The organism is Paraburkholderia sp. IMGN_8 (assembly GCF_038050405.1).
GTDB lineage: Bacteria > Pseudomonadota > Gammaproteobacteria > Burkholderiales > Burkholderiaceae > Paraburkholderia.
Window position 1 is genome coordinate 2,311,969 of the sequence record NZ_CP150900.1, and the last position, 16,126, is coordinate 2,328,094.

Genomic DNA, 16,126 nt, shown 5'->3' on the forward strand with positions numbered 1-16,126 from the left:
GATGTTCAGTGCTAGGGTCTGTTCGCATATGAAACGCACCTGCGTGTCGACGACGGACTGCCAAAAACGAGCAACAGTATCAGCAACGACGAGTGTTCGGGAATGACAACCGGAAGCCGAGCCATCTGTTGGCGCTTCACGAAGCACTTGCTTACTCCTGGTGGTCGCCGACGGGACACATTCGCGCAACGCAGCCTCCAACCTATAATGATTGTGTTGGACGACCACTCTGTTGGGTCTTGGCGCAATGAGTGGCTACCAGCACAAAAGCGGCGGAGATGGGCATGCGCTTCGAAGCATTTTCCTTTGGTTCCATCCGCATTGATGGCGTCACCTACCAGCATGACGTGGTGATCGAGCACGGACAGGTTCGCAAACGCAAGAAGAACCCATCCAAGGCGTTCCGCGAGACCTTTGGGCACACACCGCTGTCATTGGCGGAGGACATACCCTGGAAATGCACGCGGCTGGTGATTGGTACCGGCACCGGGGCATTACCGGTAATGGAAGAGGTGAAGCTCGAGGCCCGGCGTCGGCAAGTCGAACTGCTGATCCTGCCGACAGCAGAGGCCATCGCCAATCTGAAGGAGCACCCTGACCAGGCCAATGCCATCCTGCATGTCACGTGCTAGGCCATTTGGCGTGGTATGAATTTACATCGAAACTGAGCAGCATTTAGCCAGTTCACGTACGCGACGCACCAGCGCTCGCTGATGAGGTTCGCCTCGAGCGGAAAGTGGAGTCGCTTAAGTGCTGTGGTTTTCCCGGGTGAATATTGTTCGCCCGGGAGAGGCACGTAGAATGAGCGTCGGCGTGTCCGCCGCGTAACCGTGATCCCCGCACGACGAGCACCCAGCGCCCCCTGGCGGTAACTGAGTGAATCGATTTATGAATCGCAGAAAAGCATTGCTCGCCTGCGCAAATGCCGGCCTGCTGTGCATGGCGCGCCCCAGTTTAGCGTCGAGATCGTCGCCTCGTGTGGTATTCCTCAACCCAGGCGAGGCCGTCGAGCGTGGCACCGGGCAGCATTGGCAACTGGTCGCCCAATTCATGGCCATCGCGGCGAAGACCTTCGATATGCAGTTGGAGGTACTGTACGCGGAGCGCGACCACCTGTTGATGCTGCGTCAGGCCGAAGAAGTCGCGCTACGTCCGGATGCGCCGGACTATGTCGTGATCGTCAACGAAAAGATGGCCGCGCAGCAGATGCTGAAGACGTTGGCGCGTTCATCCGCAAAGATCCTGCTTATCCACAACGACCTCACGCCCGGGCAGCGGCACGAGCTCGGCAACGAGCGGCAGCAGATCCAGAACTGGATCGGAACGGTGACGGCAAACGCCGCACGCGGTGGCTATCGTTTGATGGAATATTTGTATCGACGACTTGGCGAGAGCGGGGCGAAGGTGATCGGCATTACGGGAGACCCCAAAACGCCCGTCTCGCAGGAGCGTGCGGCCGGCGTCGACGCATTCATCTCCCGGGCGCCGAACGCGCGCACCTGTCAACTGGTGTTTAGCGACTGGAGCTATGCCGACAGCAATCAAAAGGCGCGTGTGCTGCTTGCCCGGTATCCGGACGCGAATGTGATCTGGGCCGCCAATGACACGATGACACTCGGGGCTCTGAATGCGGTCAAGGCGTGCAACGCTCACGTCCTGATTGGGGGAGTAGGAGCCCTAAAAGAGGCGCTGGCTAACGTGGCCGACGGCAGTCTGGCGGCCATGGTGGCGGGCGACTATTTCATCGGCGCCTGGGCCATGGTCTTGCTGCACGACTACCATTGCGGCAAAGACTTTGCCGCTTCCGGCGGTGTTTGCCAGAAGCTCGACTACCTGAGCGTCATCCATCATGACAATGTCGCTCGATACAATGAGGCAGTTTTCGGGCGCGGCCATACGCTCGACTTCGGTCCGTACTCAAAATACCTGTATCCACGTCCTGGCTCATACGACTTCAGCATGGAAAAACTCCTGAACACCACGTCGAAGGTTTCCTGATGCGTTTGTCGCCACGGCTTGCGCGCTCGCTCAGTCTGCACACCAAGCTGATGCTCGCGCTCGTCGTGCTTGTTGCGCTTGTGGCCGGCACCTCCGCGTACAGTCTTGTCGAACACGAGCGGGGGCGCCGGCTTGTCGAACTGGAGGAGCGCGCCACGCGGATTGCCGATCTGTTCAGCCACTCGCTGGCGCAACCGCTGTGGAACGTCGATCGTGACGCAATCGACAGCCAGCTTGCGGCGCTTGCGCCCAATCCCGAGGTCGCGGAATTTACGGTTACTGCGGCGAACTACGGTACGGTTTCCACCGTGAAGGGGGCACGTGATGCGGACCCTGCGGACAGCGTGGTGCGCGTCAGGGCGATCGAATATGATCCGCCCGGTGCGGCGCCGCGGGAAAAGATCGGCGAAGTCCGCGTTGTGCTGACGAAGTCGGTCGCCGAGCAGGCGATCAGCAGCGCCCGCCGGGCCATTTTCGCGACCATGGCGATGGTTGTTGCCGCACTCTATGCCGCGACTTTCATCCTGCTCAAACGGATGGTGCGCAGTCCGATCAATCGGCTGGAAGAAATGGTCGACCGGATCGCCGGCGGCGATCTTGACGCACGCTGCGCGGCGGAATCTGGAGATGAGCTTGGGCGGCTTGCTACGCGCGTGAATGTCATGGCGGACCGGCTCCGCGAATCGACGGCGTGCCTGCGCGAGAGCGAAAGAAAGTACCGCAGTATCGTGGAGAATTCGCTCGAAGGGATCTTTCTGCTGGATCGCCGCGGCCGGCTCAACGAGGCCAATGCGGCAATGGCGCACCTGCTCGGGTACGGCACGGCGGCCGACCTGATCGAGGCTTGGACAAACGATCCGGGCCGACGGCCGTTTTCGCCGGCGCAAACCGAGCGCCTGTTCGACATCCTGAGCACGCGCGGCGAAATTGCCGGCCTCGAACTGCAGTTACACCGGCTGGACGGCAAGCCGATCTGGGCTCAACTGAACGCACGTGGCGTGGCTGGCGACGATGGCGCCCCGCATTGCCTTGAAGGTCTGCTGACCGATATGACCGTCCGTAAGCACGCAGAGGAAGACCTGCGCCGCCATCGTGACCAGCTCGAACTGGAAGTCGGGGAGCGCAAACGCACCGAGCTCGAACTGCTGGCTTCGCGCGAGCAACTGCGCCAGCTGTCCGCGCACCTGGAGGCTGTCCGCGAGGAGGAGAGAAAGCGCATTGCAATGGAAATCCATGATGAACTCGGCCAGTTGCTGACCGCGCTGAAAATGGACGTGTCGTTGCTGAAGATGCACCTGGCCGGAAATTCAATTGCAATCCGAAAAGCGGATGAGATGCGCGAGCTGGTCGAGAAGACCATCCGGATCGTGCGCCATGTGGCGAGCCACTTGCGGCCCGCCGCGCTGAATTTCGGTCTTGCGTCGGCGCTGGAATGGCTCGCCGAGGACTTCTCCAGACATACGCAGATCCCCTGTCATTTCCATATGAAGGGTGCGGAACCCAGCTTCACCGATCCGCGCGCAACAGCGATATTCCGCATCGTGCAGGAGTCGCTGACCAATGTGGCCCGCCATGCTGGCGCGTCGCGCGTCGACGTGATGCTGGTCAGCACCGAAGCGGGCTTCGAGTTGAGTATCTGCGATGACGGAAGAGGTTTCGATATCGTTGCCGCGCGCGCCGGCTACTCGTACGGCTTGCAAGGGATGGCCGAACGCGCCCGCTTGATCGATGCCCGCCTGCATATCCAGAGCGAGCGGGGCGCCGGGTCGGTCGTGCGCCTTTGCGTTCAGGACGATTCCGTCACCTCTGAGTTCTGATTGCGTCAGGCGGAATGACTTGTGCTGATCTCAACGGATCGCTACGGTGCAACGAAGCATCTGACGCACTCGATGCAGGAGGCTGATGTTCCAGCCAGGTGACGTTTGGTCGGGACGTGTTGGCTTATTGTCCCGAAGCACGACCGAAGAGCTTGCTTTCGATGCGTTTCACGCCGTCCCTCATATCACAGAAGCGCAGGTGATCAAGGGTTTATCCTGGGTCAAGAGGCTTGAAGAAGCACGTCGCGAATGCCGTTAAATGTACCAGATGGTTAACAAATTGGGGCGTTCGCATGAAGTTGTCCACCAAGTTGCTGGCTCTGGTCGTCGCGGCCTTGCTCGGCGTTGTACTCGTTGCGGCAACCGCCGTTCAGACTGTACGCAGCTCGCTCGTCGACAGTCGGCGTGAACAGATCGTTATTCTTCTGACGAAAGCCGAGCATCTTGTCAATCACTACCGTGACCTGCAGTCGCGCGGCGTGCTGACGCGCGACCAGGCCCAACAAGCAGCCAAAGACGTCGTCTCCCAGCTCAACGCGAACACGAAGAGCTACTACTGGGTCACTACGGCCGATGGCGTGAATTTGGTCCACCCGAATGCCCGGTTCATCGGGACCAGGGCTAAGGGCAATAAAACCACGACAGGGTTGACCGACAGCGAGGCTTACCGTGAGGGCATGGCGGCTTCGCATATTGCGCTCGTCGACGTACTCGTGAAGCGCACGCCGGATGCGGACCCGGAGCCGAAGTTGCAGGGCGTGGTTGCGATACCCGATTGGGACTGGTGGATCGGCACCGGCTTTTTCTATGACGACATCAACGCAGCGTTCATGAAGCTCGTCATCGTTCTGGGTTCCATTGCAGCCGTCATCTTCACCGCGGTTGGCGCGATCGCATGGGCGGCGACGCGCGGCGTGAAGAGGGCGCTCGGCGGGGAGCCTGCCTATGCGACCCATATCGCCACGCAAATCGCGGGCGGCAATCTGGCCATCGAGGTTGAAGTGGGACGGGCGTTTCCGGGCAGCCTCCTATACGTGCTGAACGACATGAAGTCAAAGCTCGCGGCCATCGTGTCCGAGATCCAGTCGGCGAGTCATTCGATAGCAACGGGTTCAGGCGAAATCGCGCAAGGCAACCTCGATCTGTCCCAACGTACTGAGGAGCAGGCGGCGTCATTGCAGGAAACGGCCGCCAGCATGGAGCAGATTACGGCGACCGTTAAGCAGAACGCGGACAATGCAAGACAGGCGAACGGGCTCGCCAATGCCGCGACCGAGGCCACGGCGCGTGGGGGTTCCGCGGTACAGGAAGTGGTCGGGACGATGAAGCAGATCGAGAGCGAGTCGAAAAAAATCGCCGAGATCACTTCGGTTATCGAAGCCATTGCCTTTCAAACCAATATCCTTGCGCTCAATGCCGCTGTCGAGGCAGCACGGGCAGGCGAGGATGGGCGCGGTTTTGCTGTCGTGGCAGGCGAGGTCCGCGCCCTTGCGCAACGCAGTGCCGCAGCCGCGAAAGACATCAAGAGCCTGATCCAGGCGTCTGTGGCCAATGTCAGCGGCGGCACCCGGCTCGTCGAGGTAGCAGGTGGCCGGATGGCCGAGATCGAGCAGTCGATTCGCCGGGTAACCGACATCATGGGCGAGATTTCCTCTGCGTCGGACGAGCAGAGCACTGGCATTGAGCAGGTCAGCCGGGCGGTGTCGCAGATGGATGAAGTGACGCAGCAGAATGCTGCACTGGTGGAGCAGGCGGCCGCGGCTGCGGCGTCGCTCGACGAACAGGCGGGGCGCCTGCGTTCTGTGGTGGCGGTATTTCGGGTGGCCGGACAATAGGTTGCCGTCATCAGATGCATGAGCGCCGGGGTACGGATATCCTGACGCGTGAATCAATCATTCCCCACCGAGCGATCCGCCTCTCCCGACGGAAAGAACTATTTCGACGCCTTAGCATGGTTTCGTACGGGATCACACGGAGGCGGAGATGACAACGGCGGAGAAATCCTTGCGCGTGCTGGTTGACAAGTGGTTTGGCGCGACAGGCGTACGTCTTGTGCGTGTTCGGCTTCGTCGTCTCCCGGGGGCCAACGCGGCACGCTGTATTTGCGTCGAGATCCAACGACCAGCCGGTGCACTTACGGTGTTTTTCTTCCGTCACCACGATGGTAGCTGGCAAGTGTTTCCGCCGGAGACGATCCGGCCTGCTATGAGCCTTGACCGGCTTGACGACAGGCGCATGCAGTCGAGTGCACTGGACATCTCACCGGATCTTTCACGTGCTCTTGAAGTACTCCGGGCCATGACCTTGCCTTCAAAGTCTTCGAGCACCTATTGCGGGCCGGAATCGACGCGCCATTTCGTGTCTTTCATATAAATTACAACCTGGATTTTGTTTGTTGTTGATAATTTACATTATGTAAAATTGATAAGGCGAAAAGATTGTGCTGCCCTTCGTCGTCGATAGTGCTCGTACGTAAAGTTGTCATGTAAGGCTACCCAATCGCGTCCCGAAAATGACAATCCACGTTTTTCGTACTGCGCGGACAGCTTTACGTCTTTTTCGCGTTCCAGAAATTTCAAGCGCTTTGTGCGGATACTTTTGCGTAGTCGCAGCCGATACGTGCTCAATTCTGGCGCTCCATGCTGTCGCTGCTCATCGGTTTTTTCCGGATCCGGCTTTTCGAGCATCCATCCAAGCCAACCATCCGCGGCGATATGCCCGGGCGTCAGCCAAAGCATGGTGAAGCCTTTGATCGGTTTCATAGTAAGCGGCGACAGACCGGTCATAGACCGTCGTATCGATCAACGGCCGCAGATCAAAATAGGCTGACGCCAGATTAACGGGACGTGGCGAACCGAGCAAACCGAGCAAGAAATTGAAGTCTGTTGCTGAATCGCACGCCACTTGCACCTTGCGTGGAGAATCTGCAAGCCACGCACGTAGTTCAGCCCGGGCTTGTACAGTTGCACGGCATGGGCCGTCGACAAGCGGCAGGACCTCTCGTTTTACGAATTCGGTGCAATCAGCTACGCGCCATGTATCAGCAATCTCCACGTAGAACTCACGCTTTCCGCCTTCTGTCACGAGCGCCAGACTTATGAGTTGCGGAGCGGCTTGCTCATATCCTGTGTACTCGGTATCTAGAAAGAGCAGCATATTTGGCGAGATTTTGCGTTTCCACAGCCCGGCGAAAGCATACGACGCATGTTCCTGTCATCCGGGTGCCCTCTTCCCTATTCTCGGAATTCCCCAGGTGGCATGGTTTTACGCGTACTTTACGCTGACCATAGGTGTCGCGAACGCGGTATCAAAAGAGTTACGCTCCCGTATCCTATGCCCTCAACGAATCTCAGGAAATGACTCTGTACCTTGAAATCCAGGAGGAACTGGACGAGATCAAGGATGGCGTGGTCGGCACGTGGCTTGACCTCAAAGGACTCTTTGCTTTCAAAGGGCGGCAACAACTCGGATCGCAGTGCGGCGTCAGCCATGGTCAGACCTCAGTCCGGCGAGGCCGGGCGAAGAGTTTACCGCGCCACCTTTGGTTTTCAGGAGGCAGTTTTGCCCGCCAATTCCGAAGCCCGCGCTAACTTGGAAGCGTGTATCAGGCCGAAAGCCGCTTGCTGACGGTGATCACATAATCTACACGCACCGGGGCGGTAACCTATGGCAAAGACGAGTCACTGCCAAAGAGGTCCGCTCGATCCAGCGTCGCGCGGCCGAGCACGATGGGCGCATCGTCACCATCGGACAATCCGGCAGGTTTCGGCGTGGACCAGCCGTTCGGATGACGACGTTGTGGGATGAGCGAGCGGCAACTATTGGCCGAACCCGGAAGCCCAATCAAGCGGTCAGCCCTCCTTTCGCATCTGTCAAGCTGGGTGTAGCAGTTTGCCCGAGAACAGCGCCCCCAGAAGTAGCTCAGTTTTGGATGTTTTCCTCGCAATCTTCCCAGTACCTCAGCGGGTCGTGATGTTGTGGATAGCGTAAGTTAAGCCACGCTGACAGCCTGGTCCAATCTGGATGGTTGGTACCAGTTTGAGCAGACCAGGTCGACGACCTCTCAAGAATTTGACCGTTCCCGCGATCACGAACAAGCAAGCTGCCTAGTCCGCTTGAACTGTTCGCCTGTGCCTCAACCAGATACCGCGGCAGAATCCTGAGTTCAGCATCCTTGGCCCACCCGTATAAGGCGCGGACCACGCCGGACGGATCTCGCAACTCTATGGGGCCGCTTTCTGGGCGAACGGCGGTCCATCCTTCAGGAAACTCGGCGACAACCTCGTTTTTACCCTCCCTCACCCACTTCACGCGCCATGCCCGCGCCATCGCCTCGCGCATGCGAGAGACCGACTCGTAGCCGGCCGGCAACTCGATCGCCATCGGAAGAGTAATGAGGTTGTCTTTCCAGAGTTTGGTTTCGTCGTCGACGCGCTCGACCACGTCGAATACCCCTGCTTCGAATGGGTTCTCGGGCCGGCTCGATACTCTCACGTTCCCTTCGGGCAGACCCTCGAAAAGGCGCTCGGCATCATGGCGGGTAAGTTTGGTCTTTCCTTTCTTCATTGCTCTCTCTGCAGCAAAGTTGTCTCGCTAACGCCTAGCCCTAATGACTGAAGTCGGGCGCGACTTCCTCTCACGCGCGATTGAAGGCGCTCACGATCCTATTCTGCGCTATTCGCTTGTTCCCGGCTTGCGCGGCGGCAATGGCACGGCTTGTGCCGCGTCCCTGCGGCGGATATCGGATGGATCGATCCACGCCATGTACGACCGGACCACTCCCTTAGCTGCCCCTGGATGTGCAACCGGGTGACCGGCGGAAATGGGTCCGGCAAGCGCCGGTCGCGGACATCACGGGTTGTACTCATGAACCGCAAGCGCTGGCGGCCGGTCTGATCGCGGGTTTCTCAACGGCCGGCTGAACATGCCTTGCCAGCGGAGGTCCAACTTATTGTTGTCTTCGACAGGGTTGGGCCATGTCCCGCGCTTCGTTTGTCCACGCTCACGCCGCCCACGCCGATTGGCGGGTGGCTCTCGCCGAGTGCCAGAGGCAAATTCAAACCCAAATTGCGGCCCGTGCGGCGCAGCTTGACGAATCCGCTCCGTTCACGCTCGGCTGGTGTTACGTGAGCGACTATTACGCACCCGCGTCCGAGGCGATCCTCGACGAACTGCACCGGGGTCAGCCAGGCGTCGCCTGGGTCGGTACGGTCGGTGTCGGTGTGGCCGCCAGCGGCATCGAATACATCGACGAACCGGCCCTGGTGCTGATGGTCGCGCCACTGCCACGGGAATCATTCCGGCTATTCTCCGGCCGGCAGCCACTGCCTGCGACATCCTCCGGGTTCGTGGCCCATACCGCGCTGGTCCATGCCGAGGGCAGCACGCCGGACGTGCAAGAATTGCTGCACGAACTGAGCGCCCGCACGACCACGGGTTATCTCTTCGGCGGCCTATCCTCGGCGCGAAACCGTCCGCTGCACATGGCGGATGGCGTGTTCACCGGGGGAATGTCCGGCGTGCTCTTCGGCCCCGAGGTCGGTCTGATCTCACGCGTGACGCAGGGCTGCCAGCCCATCGGGCCGGTGCGCACCATCACCCAGGCCCAACACAATCTGGTGGGCACGCTGGACGGCAAGCCCGCACTCGATTGCGTGTTGCGAGATCTTGGACTCGACCGGGATCTGCCAATCGATGCGTTGTCGCAGGCGCTGTCTACCACCCTGGCGGGCTTGAGCACCGGCGCCGAGGACGTGCCGAAATGGCCTGGAAAGTTCGGCGCGGATACACTCGTGCGGCACCTGGTGGGCGTGGATACCCAGCACCGGGTCCTGGCGATTGCGGATCGGGTCGAGCCCGGCATGCATCTGGCCTTTTGCACGCGCAACCCCGAGGCTGCCCGGGTCGATCTGGTGCGCATTGCAACGGAAATCCGATCGGAACTGGAAAGCGGCACGGCGGGGCACATGTCGGGCGCCCTGTATGTCAGTTGCTCGGGACGGGGCGGGCCGCACTTCGGAGCGCGGCATGCGGAGTTGCAGACGGTGCGAAATGCCCTAGGCGAGGTACCGCTGGTGGGATTCTTCGCCGGCGGCGAGATTGCAAGGAATCACCTTTACGGCTACACCGGCGTATTGACGGTCTTTACGAGCCCGGACTGAGGCTCCGGACGGTTCTGATTTTCGCCATAGCACGAAGAATATCCATACTGCGTTCATCCACAACAGCCATTCGTACGCCGCCCTGACAGATTCATGCACGCCCTTTTCAAACCATGGCTTGTCAATGACGCGTTTGGCGACCCAGGTCTATATGTAGACTTTTGCGAAGAACGGCGTGCCCTCCTTTTCGATCTTGGCGATATCTCCAGGTTGTTGCCCTGCCAACTGCTGCGTTTGTCACATGTGTTTGTTACCCATACGCACATGGACCATTTTTCCGGCTTCGATCGTCTCTTGCGCGTGATGCTCGGGCGCAAGGCTGGCATCGTGATGTTTGGCGGACCCAACTTTCTTACACAAATCGAACACAAGCTGAGCGCATATATCTGGAACGTGGTGCATCGCTACGAGGTCGAGCTGGTGATCGACGCGCGCGAAATCGGAGTGGACAGTAGCGGGCAGCGCGCACTCTTTTCCAGTCGGAGACGGTTCGCCCGCGAAGCCAGCCCATCCTTTGAACGATCTGACGACGTGGTGCACAACGAAGCAACCTTTCGCGTGCGCGGCCGGTTTGTCGATCATGACATCCCGTGCGTTGCGTACGTGCTCGAGGAGAAGGCCCGCGTCAAGGTCGCGAAGGACCGGCTCGCGGCACTGGGGGTGTCGACGGGTGCATGGCTGCGCGAACTGAAACATGCGGTGCTGACCGGCGCCCCCGACGAGACGCCCATTCAGGTTCAGTGGCGCGATCGGCATGGCGAGCACGCCATGACCCGGCAGGTCGGCGAACTGCGTCACCTGATCGTCGACATCGTTCCTGGACAGCGCATTGGCTACGTAACGGATTTGCGCTAGACGGAACCGAACGTAGAGACCCTGTCGGAGTTGATGCACGACGTGGACCTGCTGTTTATCGAGAGCGTTTTTCTTGACGAGGACAAGGCCCATGGCCTGCGCAAGAATCACCTGACGGCCCGCCAGGCCGGTCTGATCGCGCACCGGATCGGCGCCCGGGCGGTGGTACAGTTCCACTTTTCGCCGCGTTACGAAGGGCGCTCGGCAGCACTGATTGCAGAAGTGCAGGCGGTATGGTCCGCTACGCCGGTTCGGGTTGGCGAAAGGCCTGATTAGACCGGGGAAGCTTCACCACCGACCGCTCGCTCATCGTCCATGGACTCCTTTGGCCACCCTGTTTCACGCGGCGGTTACGACGTCCTGTTGAGCCTGGAATGATAGTCAGGAATCGGCCACAAACAGCCGTTCGACCCCGTGACCTAGATCGTCAACAATCGCCTCCTGCAGGTCGCGAACGTGCGCGTCACGACAGCCGCAGTCGCCTCACGTCTTGCTGCGGAGGCGCGCTGAACAGACGGCTGTACTCGCGACTGAACTGCGAGGCGCTCTCGTCGCCAACTCGCGAAAAAAGGGGAGCGCGTATGCACTATCGCCCCGACAGAAAGTGCATACGGCGGGCGCGACTATCTTCCGCTCAGGCTGGAACCGCACCGATTTGCTGCAAGAGGGCCAAGAGGTCAGGTTGCCCGCGCTCTTCGACAATTTTTCCGTTGGAAAACCGATAGAAGTTCACGGCCTGAACCTGGATCTTCTTTCCGCTCGCAGGCACGCCAAAGAAGGTGGCTTGGTGAGTACCGCGCATGATGAAACGTGCGGCAACCGTGTCGTTTTCCGCGACCATTTCTTCGAGCGTCCAATGAATGTCGGGGAAACCAGAACGCATCATGCCGAGGATTTCCATGTACCCGTGCGGTCCAATGAAAGGATCCGGGCTGACGGGGGCGTGGAAGATTGCATTGGCGTCAACAAGCTCTTCGGCAAGCGCCTCGCTGGCTGTATTGATGAATTCAACAAAGCGGGACATCAACAGTTTGTTCGATTCGGCGGACATGATTTGAACCTTGTAAGTGAGTGTGGTCGCCCGCAACGGCGTCGTTTGCGTGCACCGCCAAACGAGAGGCGGAGCGGGTTGCGGTCGGTCGCGTAAGTGCCGGGTTCAGCTTGCTTGCGACAACTTCAACAAGTCTAGACTGCAAATCAATTTAGATAAATGCGTGATATCTTTGGACATTCACAACAGGACGTTTCGAATGGATCGCCTCACGGGTATCAGCGTTTTCGCGAAAGCAGTCGAACTGGGTTCGTTCTCGGCGGCTGGGGATGCGCTTCAGATGTCGCCACAACTGGTCGGAAAACACGTCCAGGTGCTGGAACAGAGTCTCGGCGTGCGTCTGCTGAACAGAACGACGCGTAGGCAAAGCCCGACAGATATCGGCCGGGCTTACTACGAACGCGCCAAGATCATCCTCGCGGAGGTCGAGGCGGCCGAAAACCTCGTAGCCGAGACCCGTTCAGTGCCGACTGGCCGTCTGAAGATAAATGCGCCTGTGAGCTTCGGCATACACACCTTGGCGCCAAAGTTGCCGGAGTACCTTAAGGCGTTTCCGCAGGTCGCAGTTGACGTGACTCTGTCGAATCGAGCCGTCGATCTGATTGACGAGGGTTATGACGCTGTGTTCAGGATTGGCGAACTGGGGGATAGCGGCCTGATTGCTCAGCCACTGGCTCCATACCGGTTAGTGCTATGCGCTGCGCCATCGTATCTTGCTGCAAACCCGCGCATAACAGTTCCCGCTGATCTCGAGCACCATGAGTGTCTTGGCTTTGCGCATACTGAACTACGATCGGAGTGGACGTTTGATGGCCCTGAAGGCCGCGTCGCTGTGCAGGTTTCGGGGCGGTTCATGGGAGACCATGGGGAGGTGCTGCTGGCGGCCGCCGTGGCGGGCGTCGGGGTCATGCTTCAGCCCGTGGAACTGGTGAAGAGCGAACTCGATCGGGGCAGTCTGGTTGTTGTGCTTCCGGATTACCAGGCGCCTTCGCGGCCATTACACGTTCTATATGCGCGTGATCGCCGCGTGACGCCTAAGTTGAGGAGTTTTCTGGATTTTGCGCGGGAGCATTTCGGAGCTTAGCGAAGTGATAGTTTCTCAGTGTTGTTCAAATGCCATCGGTGCCACACTCTGTCGAGCGGGCGCTGGTGGCAATGACCGCTTCGGGGAAAACTGAAGGTCTCGGATGGGTCGTCAAGCGTCTATCGCGGAGCTTTCCCTTTGGAGCGCAACGGACAGCCTTTAACGTAACTGAGATAACGAGAGATGTTGAATCGTCGAGAACTGGATTTGCGAATACATTCTCCTCGACAGTTGACCGACGTTCGTCGCAGGCATGCGGCAGCAGATCAATTTAACTACCGGGTTGCGTACGGAATCGCGGAACGAGCACGGACAAGCGAGGCGGGAATGCTTCCGGCGGGGACATTGCGGAAAGGACTCAGCGAACCGCCCGCTGCCCTTCCGGACTGCTAGACTGGAAGCTGCCCATGCAACCCATGGAGGAGGCATGATGTCCATCTACGTGGTGAAGACCGGTGAGCAGTTCCTCTCCACCGGCGAGGACGGCGACGTCGGCATGGCACCGGCGATTGAAAATGCCATGTCCTTTCTTTCGTATGAGGAAGCGGAAAAAGCGGCGAACGAGCACGCCGACCCCGGATACGAAATCGTGGCCGTCTGCGTTACCAGACTGACGCGCAGTCCGTTGCTCGGCGCTCAGTGAGGGAGGCCGCTAGCAATTTCGCTGGCGCCATGCGATATGGTCCTCCTGTTGGCTGCGTCCGAAATCATCCGCGAATCGGCTGCATCGCGCATCGAGATTCGCACGAGGCGGTCAACGTGCGCGTTGACCGCCTTCATCACGGGCTCATGGCAGCGAACGACGAACCGTCTTCTACGAACGCTCCCAGGAGTGCGGCAAGCCCTCCATAACTTGCGGTACAGAGTGCGGCGCATGGAGACCCGTCACCCTTGTTATTCACCCAACACCCCACCGCCGTTTCCGTGGCGTGATGAATACCGCCACTTGGCGGCCGCCACGGTCTCGCGCGCCTCGTGAGCACGGCGCTGTTTTGTCTCATTGCGGCCAGGAAGCGTCATTCGCTCGCACCGTCGCTTAGACATTGAGGCGTCAGTTCTCATCTGGAACCGGCCTTTGACCCGTCCGCTGAAAGATCGCTCGCCGGACGCGGCAGACGACTTGAGATTGCAAGAAGAGGCTTGGCCACCTGGATTTCCGCTATCGCTCGCCGGCAGACCGTGACAGGTCACGGCAAAAACCTGTTGACGTGCCTGAGACGAGTTCTTTTGCGGTCGTGCCCAAGGCCAGCTCCACAGTGTTCACCGTGTAGGCCGATTGTGCCGGCGCGGACGCGACCGGACTAAGCGTTGCCGCGAGGACGGTGGCGAGCCGGGCGGCAGACTGCACGTTCGCATCGGCGATGCGTGAGGGGCGCGCCCCAGGCCGCATGGGCGGTGACGCACGCCCACATTGATTTCTTTGTTTCATCTCCTATTCTCACTAGAAGCCATCGGGTACAGAGCCCCAATATGTCTTAAAGCAGTGAGGCTTGAATGTCAGTGTGGCGTTCGGACAGGAATGGTCACGTCCTGAATCCACACATCTCTGCCACAGCGTCGCATCATTAACGGCCTGGCCGAGATGCTGCCGCGTGGCGAGTTCGTCGCTACTGTTTCTTGAGGACTTAACACTACGGTTGGAGGAAAAAATGGCAGATTGGAAAGTCGCCAGGGTCTCACAGGTTTTCGCAACAACCGATCCACTGTACGCTATGGTATTGCTGGAAGAATCACTGCCCGAAGGTGGTGAGGCGAGAACTTGGAGAAGAATAGAACCACGAAGCGCTGACGGCTGTAGTAATGTTTTTCAGATCGCAACAGGCGCTTGGGTAAGGGATCATGACCTGATCGTTTATCTGTTGAATGATGCGGGTGAACTAACTGCCATGGCAAACTTCCTCACCTAGGAGCGAGGCCGCAGATGACTCCACGCTCCGAGCTAATTGCTCCCCCGGGCCAGAAAGACCTCGAAGGCTTGCGGGCCCGACTGGCCCCCCGCTCCGAGGTAATGGCTCCCCCGGACCAGAAAGACCTTGAAGGCTTGCGGGCCCGACTGGCTCCTCGCTCCGAGCTAGTTGCTCCCCCGGACCCGAAAGACCTCGAAGGCTTGCGGACCCGATTGGCTCCACGCTCCGAGCTAGTTGCTCCCCCGGACGCGAAACACCTTGAAGGCTTGCGGGCGCAATTCGCTCCGCGCCGCGAGCCAATTGCGCCCCCCGGACCTGAGGATCTGAAAGGCCTGCAGGTCCGAATTGCCCCGCGCTCAGAGCCAATTGCTCCCCCAGAGCCGAAAGATCTGGAAGGCCTGCGGGCCCGGATGGCCCCGCGTTTAAAGCCGATTGCTCCGCCTGAGCCGAAGGATCTGGAAGCGTTGCGTCAAATAGCCTCACGCGCCGGGCCGATTGCTCCGCCGGATTGATCTGACTGAACGCCGGAAAGCATCGGCGAGTCCTTGAGAGCAAAACTGCGATCGACACCGGACGGATTCCGGTCTATTCCCGCGTCGAGGAATTCCTGCGGCTGACCGCCAAGCAAGTCGCTGACCCTCTCAGAACGCCGGCAACAGACGAAAAAGGCCGACCCCAAATGCGGTCGGCCTGGAGTTGCTTCAGTACATCACGGCTCAGTTCGTCACCACGCCGATCGTCGGCGCGGCCGAACTGTTGGCGTACCCAAGATAAAGCGTCTTGCCGTACAGGAACGACATGCCCAGTCCAGCGTCGGCTTGCCGAACAGTTCCTGCTGGATCGCAAGATTCGCGATCGCATAGGACGTGCTGGCCGCCGGCTAAGCGAGCACCGACTGCGCGTTAGCTACCTGGAACGTCACGTTCAGGCCACTGCCGCCACCGGTGAACACCGTCGATTGCGACGTCAGGCTGCTCGGACAATACCAGGTGATGCCCTCCACCGAACAGGTCGGCAACGGGGCATTTCGGCATATAGTCCGCGCCGGAGCCGCTTTCGATGACCGCCGTCATGCTCGTGCCCTCCACCATCGTCACGTTGGCCGTCGACCGTTGAGGGTTCTATTGCTGCCGCACAGGCGAGACTGCATCGAGGGTCAGCAATGGGTCGAACTGGGTCCTTCATCGAACTTTCGAGTTCAGCCAGTTGCGGCCGTTCGCCGGTGCGGCTCGACCGGACACTCAAATGTTGGT

General features: G+C 59.6%; 13 protein-coding genes and 2 pseudogenes. 10 read left to right on the top strand and 5 right to left on the bottom strand.

Annotated features, from left to right (window positions below; translation table 11 throughout):
- Nucleotides 1–284 precede the first annotated feature (284 nt).
- From WN982_RS10760 to WN982_RS10775, 4 genes are all read left to right on the top strand, one after another.
- On the top strand, nucleotides 285–632 hold the full coding sequence (locus WN982_RS10760; RefSeq protein ID WP_341315670.1) for an MTH938/NDUFAF3 family protein: 348 nt from the start codon (nucleotides 285–287) through the stop codon (nucleotides 630–632).
- 274 nt (nucleotides 633–906) lie between these two features.
- Nucleotides 907–1,998 (top strand): ABC transporter substrate-binding protein, encoded by a 1,092-nt coding sequence (locus WN982_RS10765; protein WP_341315671.1) that lies wholly within the window; start codon nucleotides 907–909, stop codon nucleotides 1,996–1,998.
- Nucleotides 1,998–3,815: a histidine kinase gene (locus tag WN982_RS10770; RefSeq protein WP_341315672.1), complete on the top strand. Its 1,818-nt coding sequence runs from the start codon at nucleotides 1,998–2,000 to the stop codon at nucleotides 3,813–3,815. The genes WN982_RS10765 and WN982_RS10770 overlap by 1 nt, the downstream gene beginning before the upstream one ends.
- Nucleotides 3,816–4,108: 293 nt before the next feature.
- Nucleotides 4,109–5,650 carry a methyl-accepting chemotaxis protein gene (locus WN982_RS10775; RefSeq protein WP_341315772.1) on the top strand — a complete coding sequence of 514 codons (1,542 nt, stop codon included), beginning with the start codon at nucleotides 4,109–4,111 and terminating at the stop codon, nucleotides 5,648–5,650.
- A 576-nt stretch (nucleotides 5,651–6,226) separates the two neighbouring features.
- On the opposite strand, the gene WN982_RS10780 is transcribed toward WN982_RS10775, so the two are convergent.
- Entirely contained in the window at nucleotides 6,227–6,577 is a 351-nt protein-coding gene (locus WN982_RS10780) for a hypothetical protein (protein WP_341315673.1), read from the bottom strand.
- 594 nt (nucleotides 6,578–7,171) lie between these two features.
- Between WN982_RS10780 and WN982_RS10785 the strand changes: the two genes are divergently transcribed.
- Nucleotides 7,172–7,405, top strand: a complete 234-nt coding sequence (locus WN982_RS10785; protein WP_341315674.1) for a hypothetical protein — start codon at nucleotides 7,172–7,174, stop codon at nucleotides 7,403–7,405.
- A gap of 331 nt (nucleotides 7,406–7,736) precedes the next feature.
- Here WN982_RS10785 and WN982_RS10790 read toward each other — a convergent pair whose 3' ends face one another.
- Entirely contained in the window at nucleotides 7,737–8,381 is a 645-nt protein-coding gene (locus WN982_RS10790) for a hypothetical protein (protein ID WP_341315675.1), read from the bottom strand.
- A 410-nt stretch (nucleotides 8,382–8,791) separates the two neighbouring features.
- On the opposite strand from WN982_RS10790, the gene WN982_RS10795 reads away from it, so the two are divergent.
- Nucleotides 8,792–9,976, top strand: a complete 1,185-nt coding sequence (locus tag WN982_RS10795) for an FIST C-terminal domain-containing protein (RefSeq protein ID WP_341315676.1) — start codon at nucleotides 8,792–8,794, stop codon at nucleotides 9,974–9,976.
- 93 nt (nucleotides 9,977–10,069) lie between these two features.
- Nucleotides 10,070–11,107 (top strand): annotated as a pseudogene (locus tag WN982_RS10800) (MBL fold metallo-hydrolase).
- A 187-nt stretch (nucleotides 11,108–11,294) separates the two neighbouring features.
- On the opposite strand, the pseudogene WN982_RS10805 reads toward WN982_RS10800, so the two are convergent.
- A pseudogene (locus tag WN982_RS10805) lies at nucleotides 11,295–11,393 on the bottom strand (AraC family transcriptional regulator); the annotation flags it as partial.
- Nucleotides 11,394–11,465: 72 nt separating this feature from the next.
- Nucleotides 11,466–11,882, bottom strand: coding sequence for an ester cyclase (locus tag WN982_RS10810; protein ID WP_341315677.1), 417 nt, complete (start codon nucleotides 11,880–11,882; stop codon nucleotides 11,466–11,468).
- 199 nt (nucleotides 11,883–12,081) lie between these two features.
- On the opposite strand from WN982_RS10810, the gene WN982_RS10815 reads away from it, so the two are divergent.
- From WN982_RS10815 to WN982_RS10825, 3 genes are all read left to right on the top strand, one after another.
- Complete coding sequence (locus tag WN982_RS10815; RefSeq protein ID WP_341315678.1) at nucleotides 12,082–12,966, top strand: LysR family transcriptional regulator; 885 nt, start codon at nucleotides 12,082–12,084, stop codon at nucleotides 12,964–12,966.
- A 427-nt stretch (nucleotides 12,967–13,393) separates the two neighbouring features.
- Entirely contained in the window at nucleotides 13,394–13,609 is a 216-nt protein-coding gene (locus WN982_RS10820) for a hypothetical protein (RefSeq protein WP_341315679.1), read from the top strand.
- Nucleotides 13,610–14,615: 1,006 nt separating this feature from the next.
- Nucleotides 14,616–14,873: a hypothetical protein gene (locus WN982_RS10825; protein ID WP_341315680.1), complete on the top strand. Its 258-nt coding sequence runs from the start codon at nucleotides 14,616–14,618 to the stop codon at nucleotides 14,871–14,873.
- Between the two features lie 880 nt (nucleotides 14,874–15,753).
- Here the strand turns inward: WN982_RS10825 and WN982_RS10830 are convergent.
- Entirely contained in the window at nucleotides 15,754–15,891 is a 138-nt protein-coding gene (locus WN982_RS10830; protein WP_341315681.1) for a hypothetical protein, read from the bottom strand.
- Between the last annotated feature and the right edge of the window lie 235 nt (nucleotides 15,892–16,126).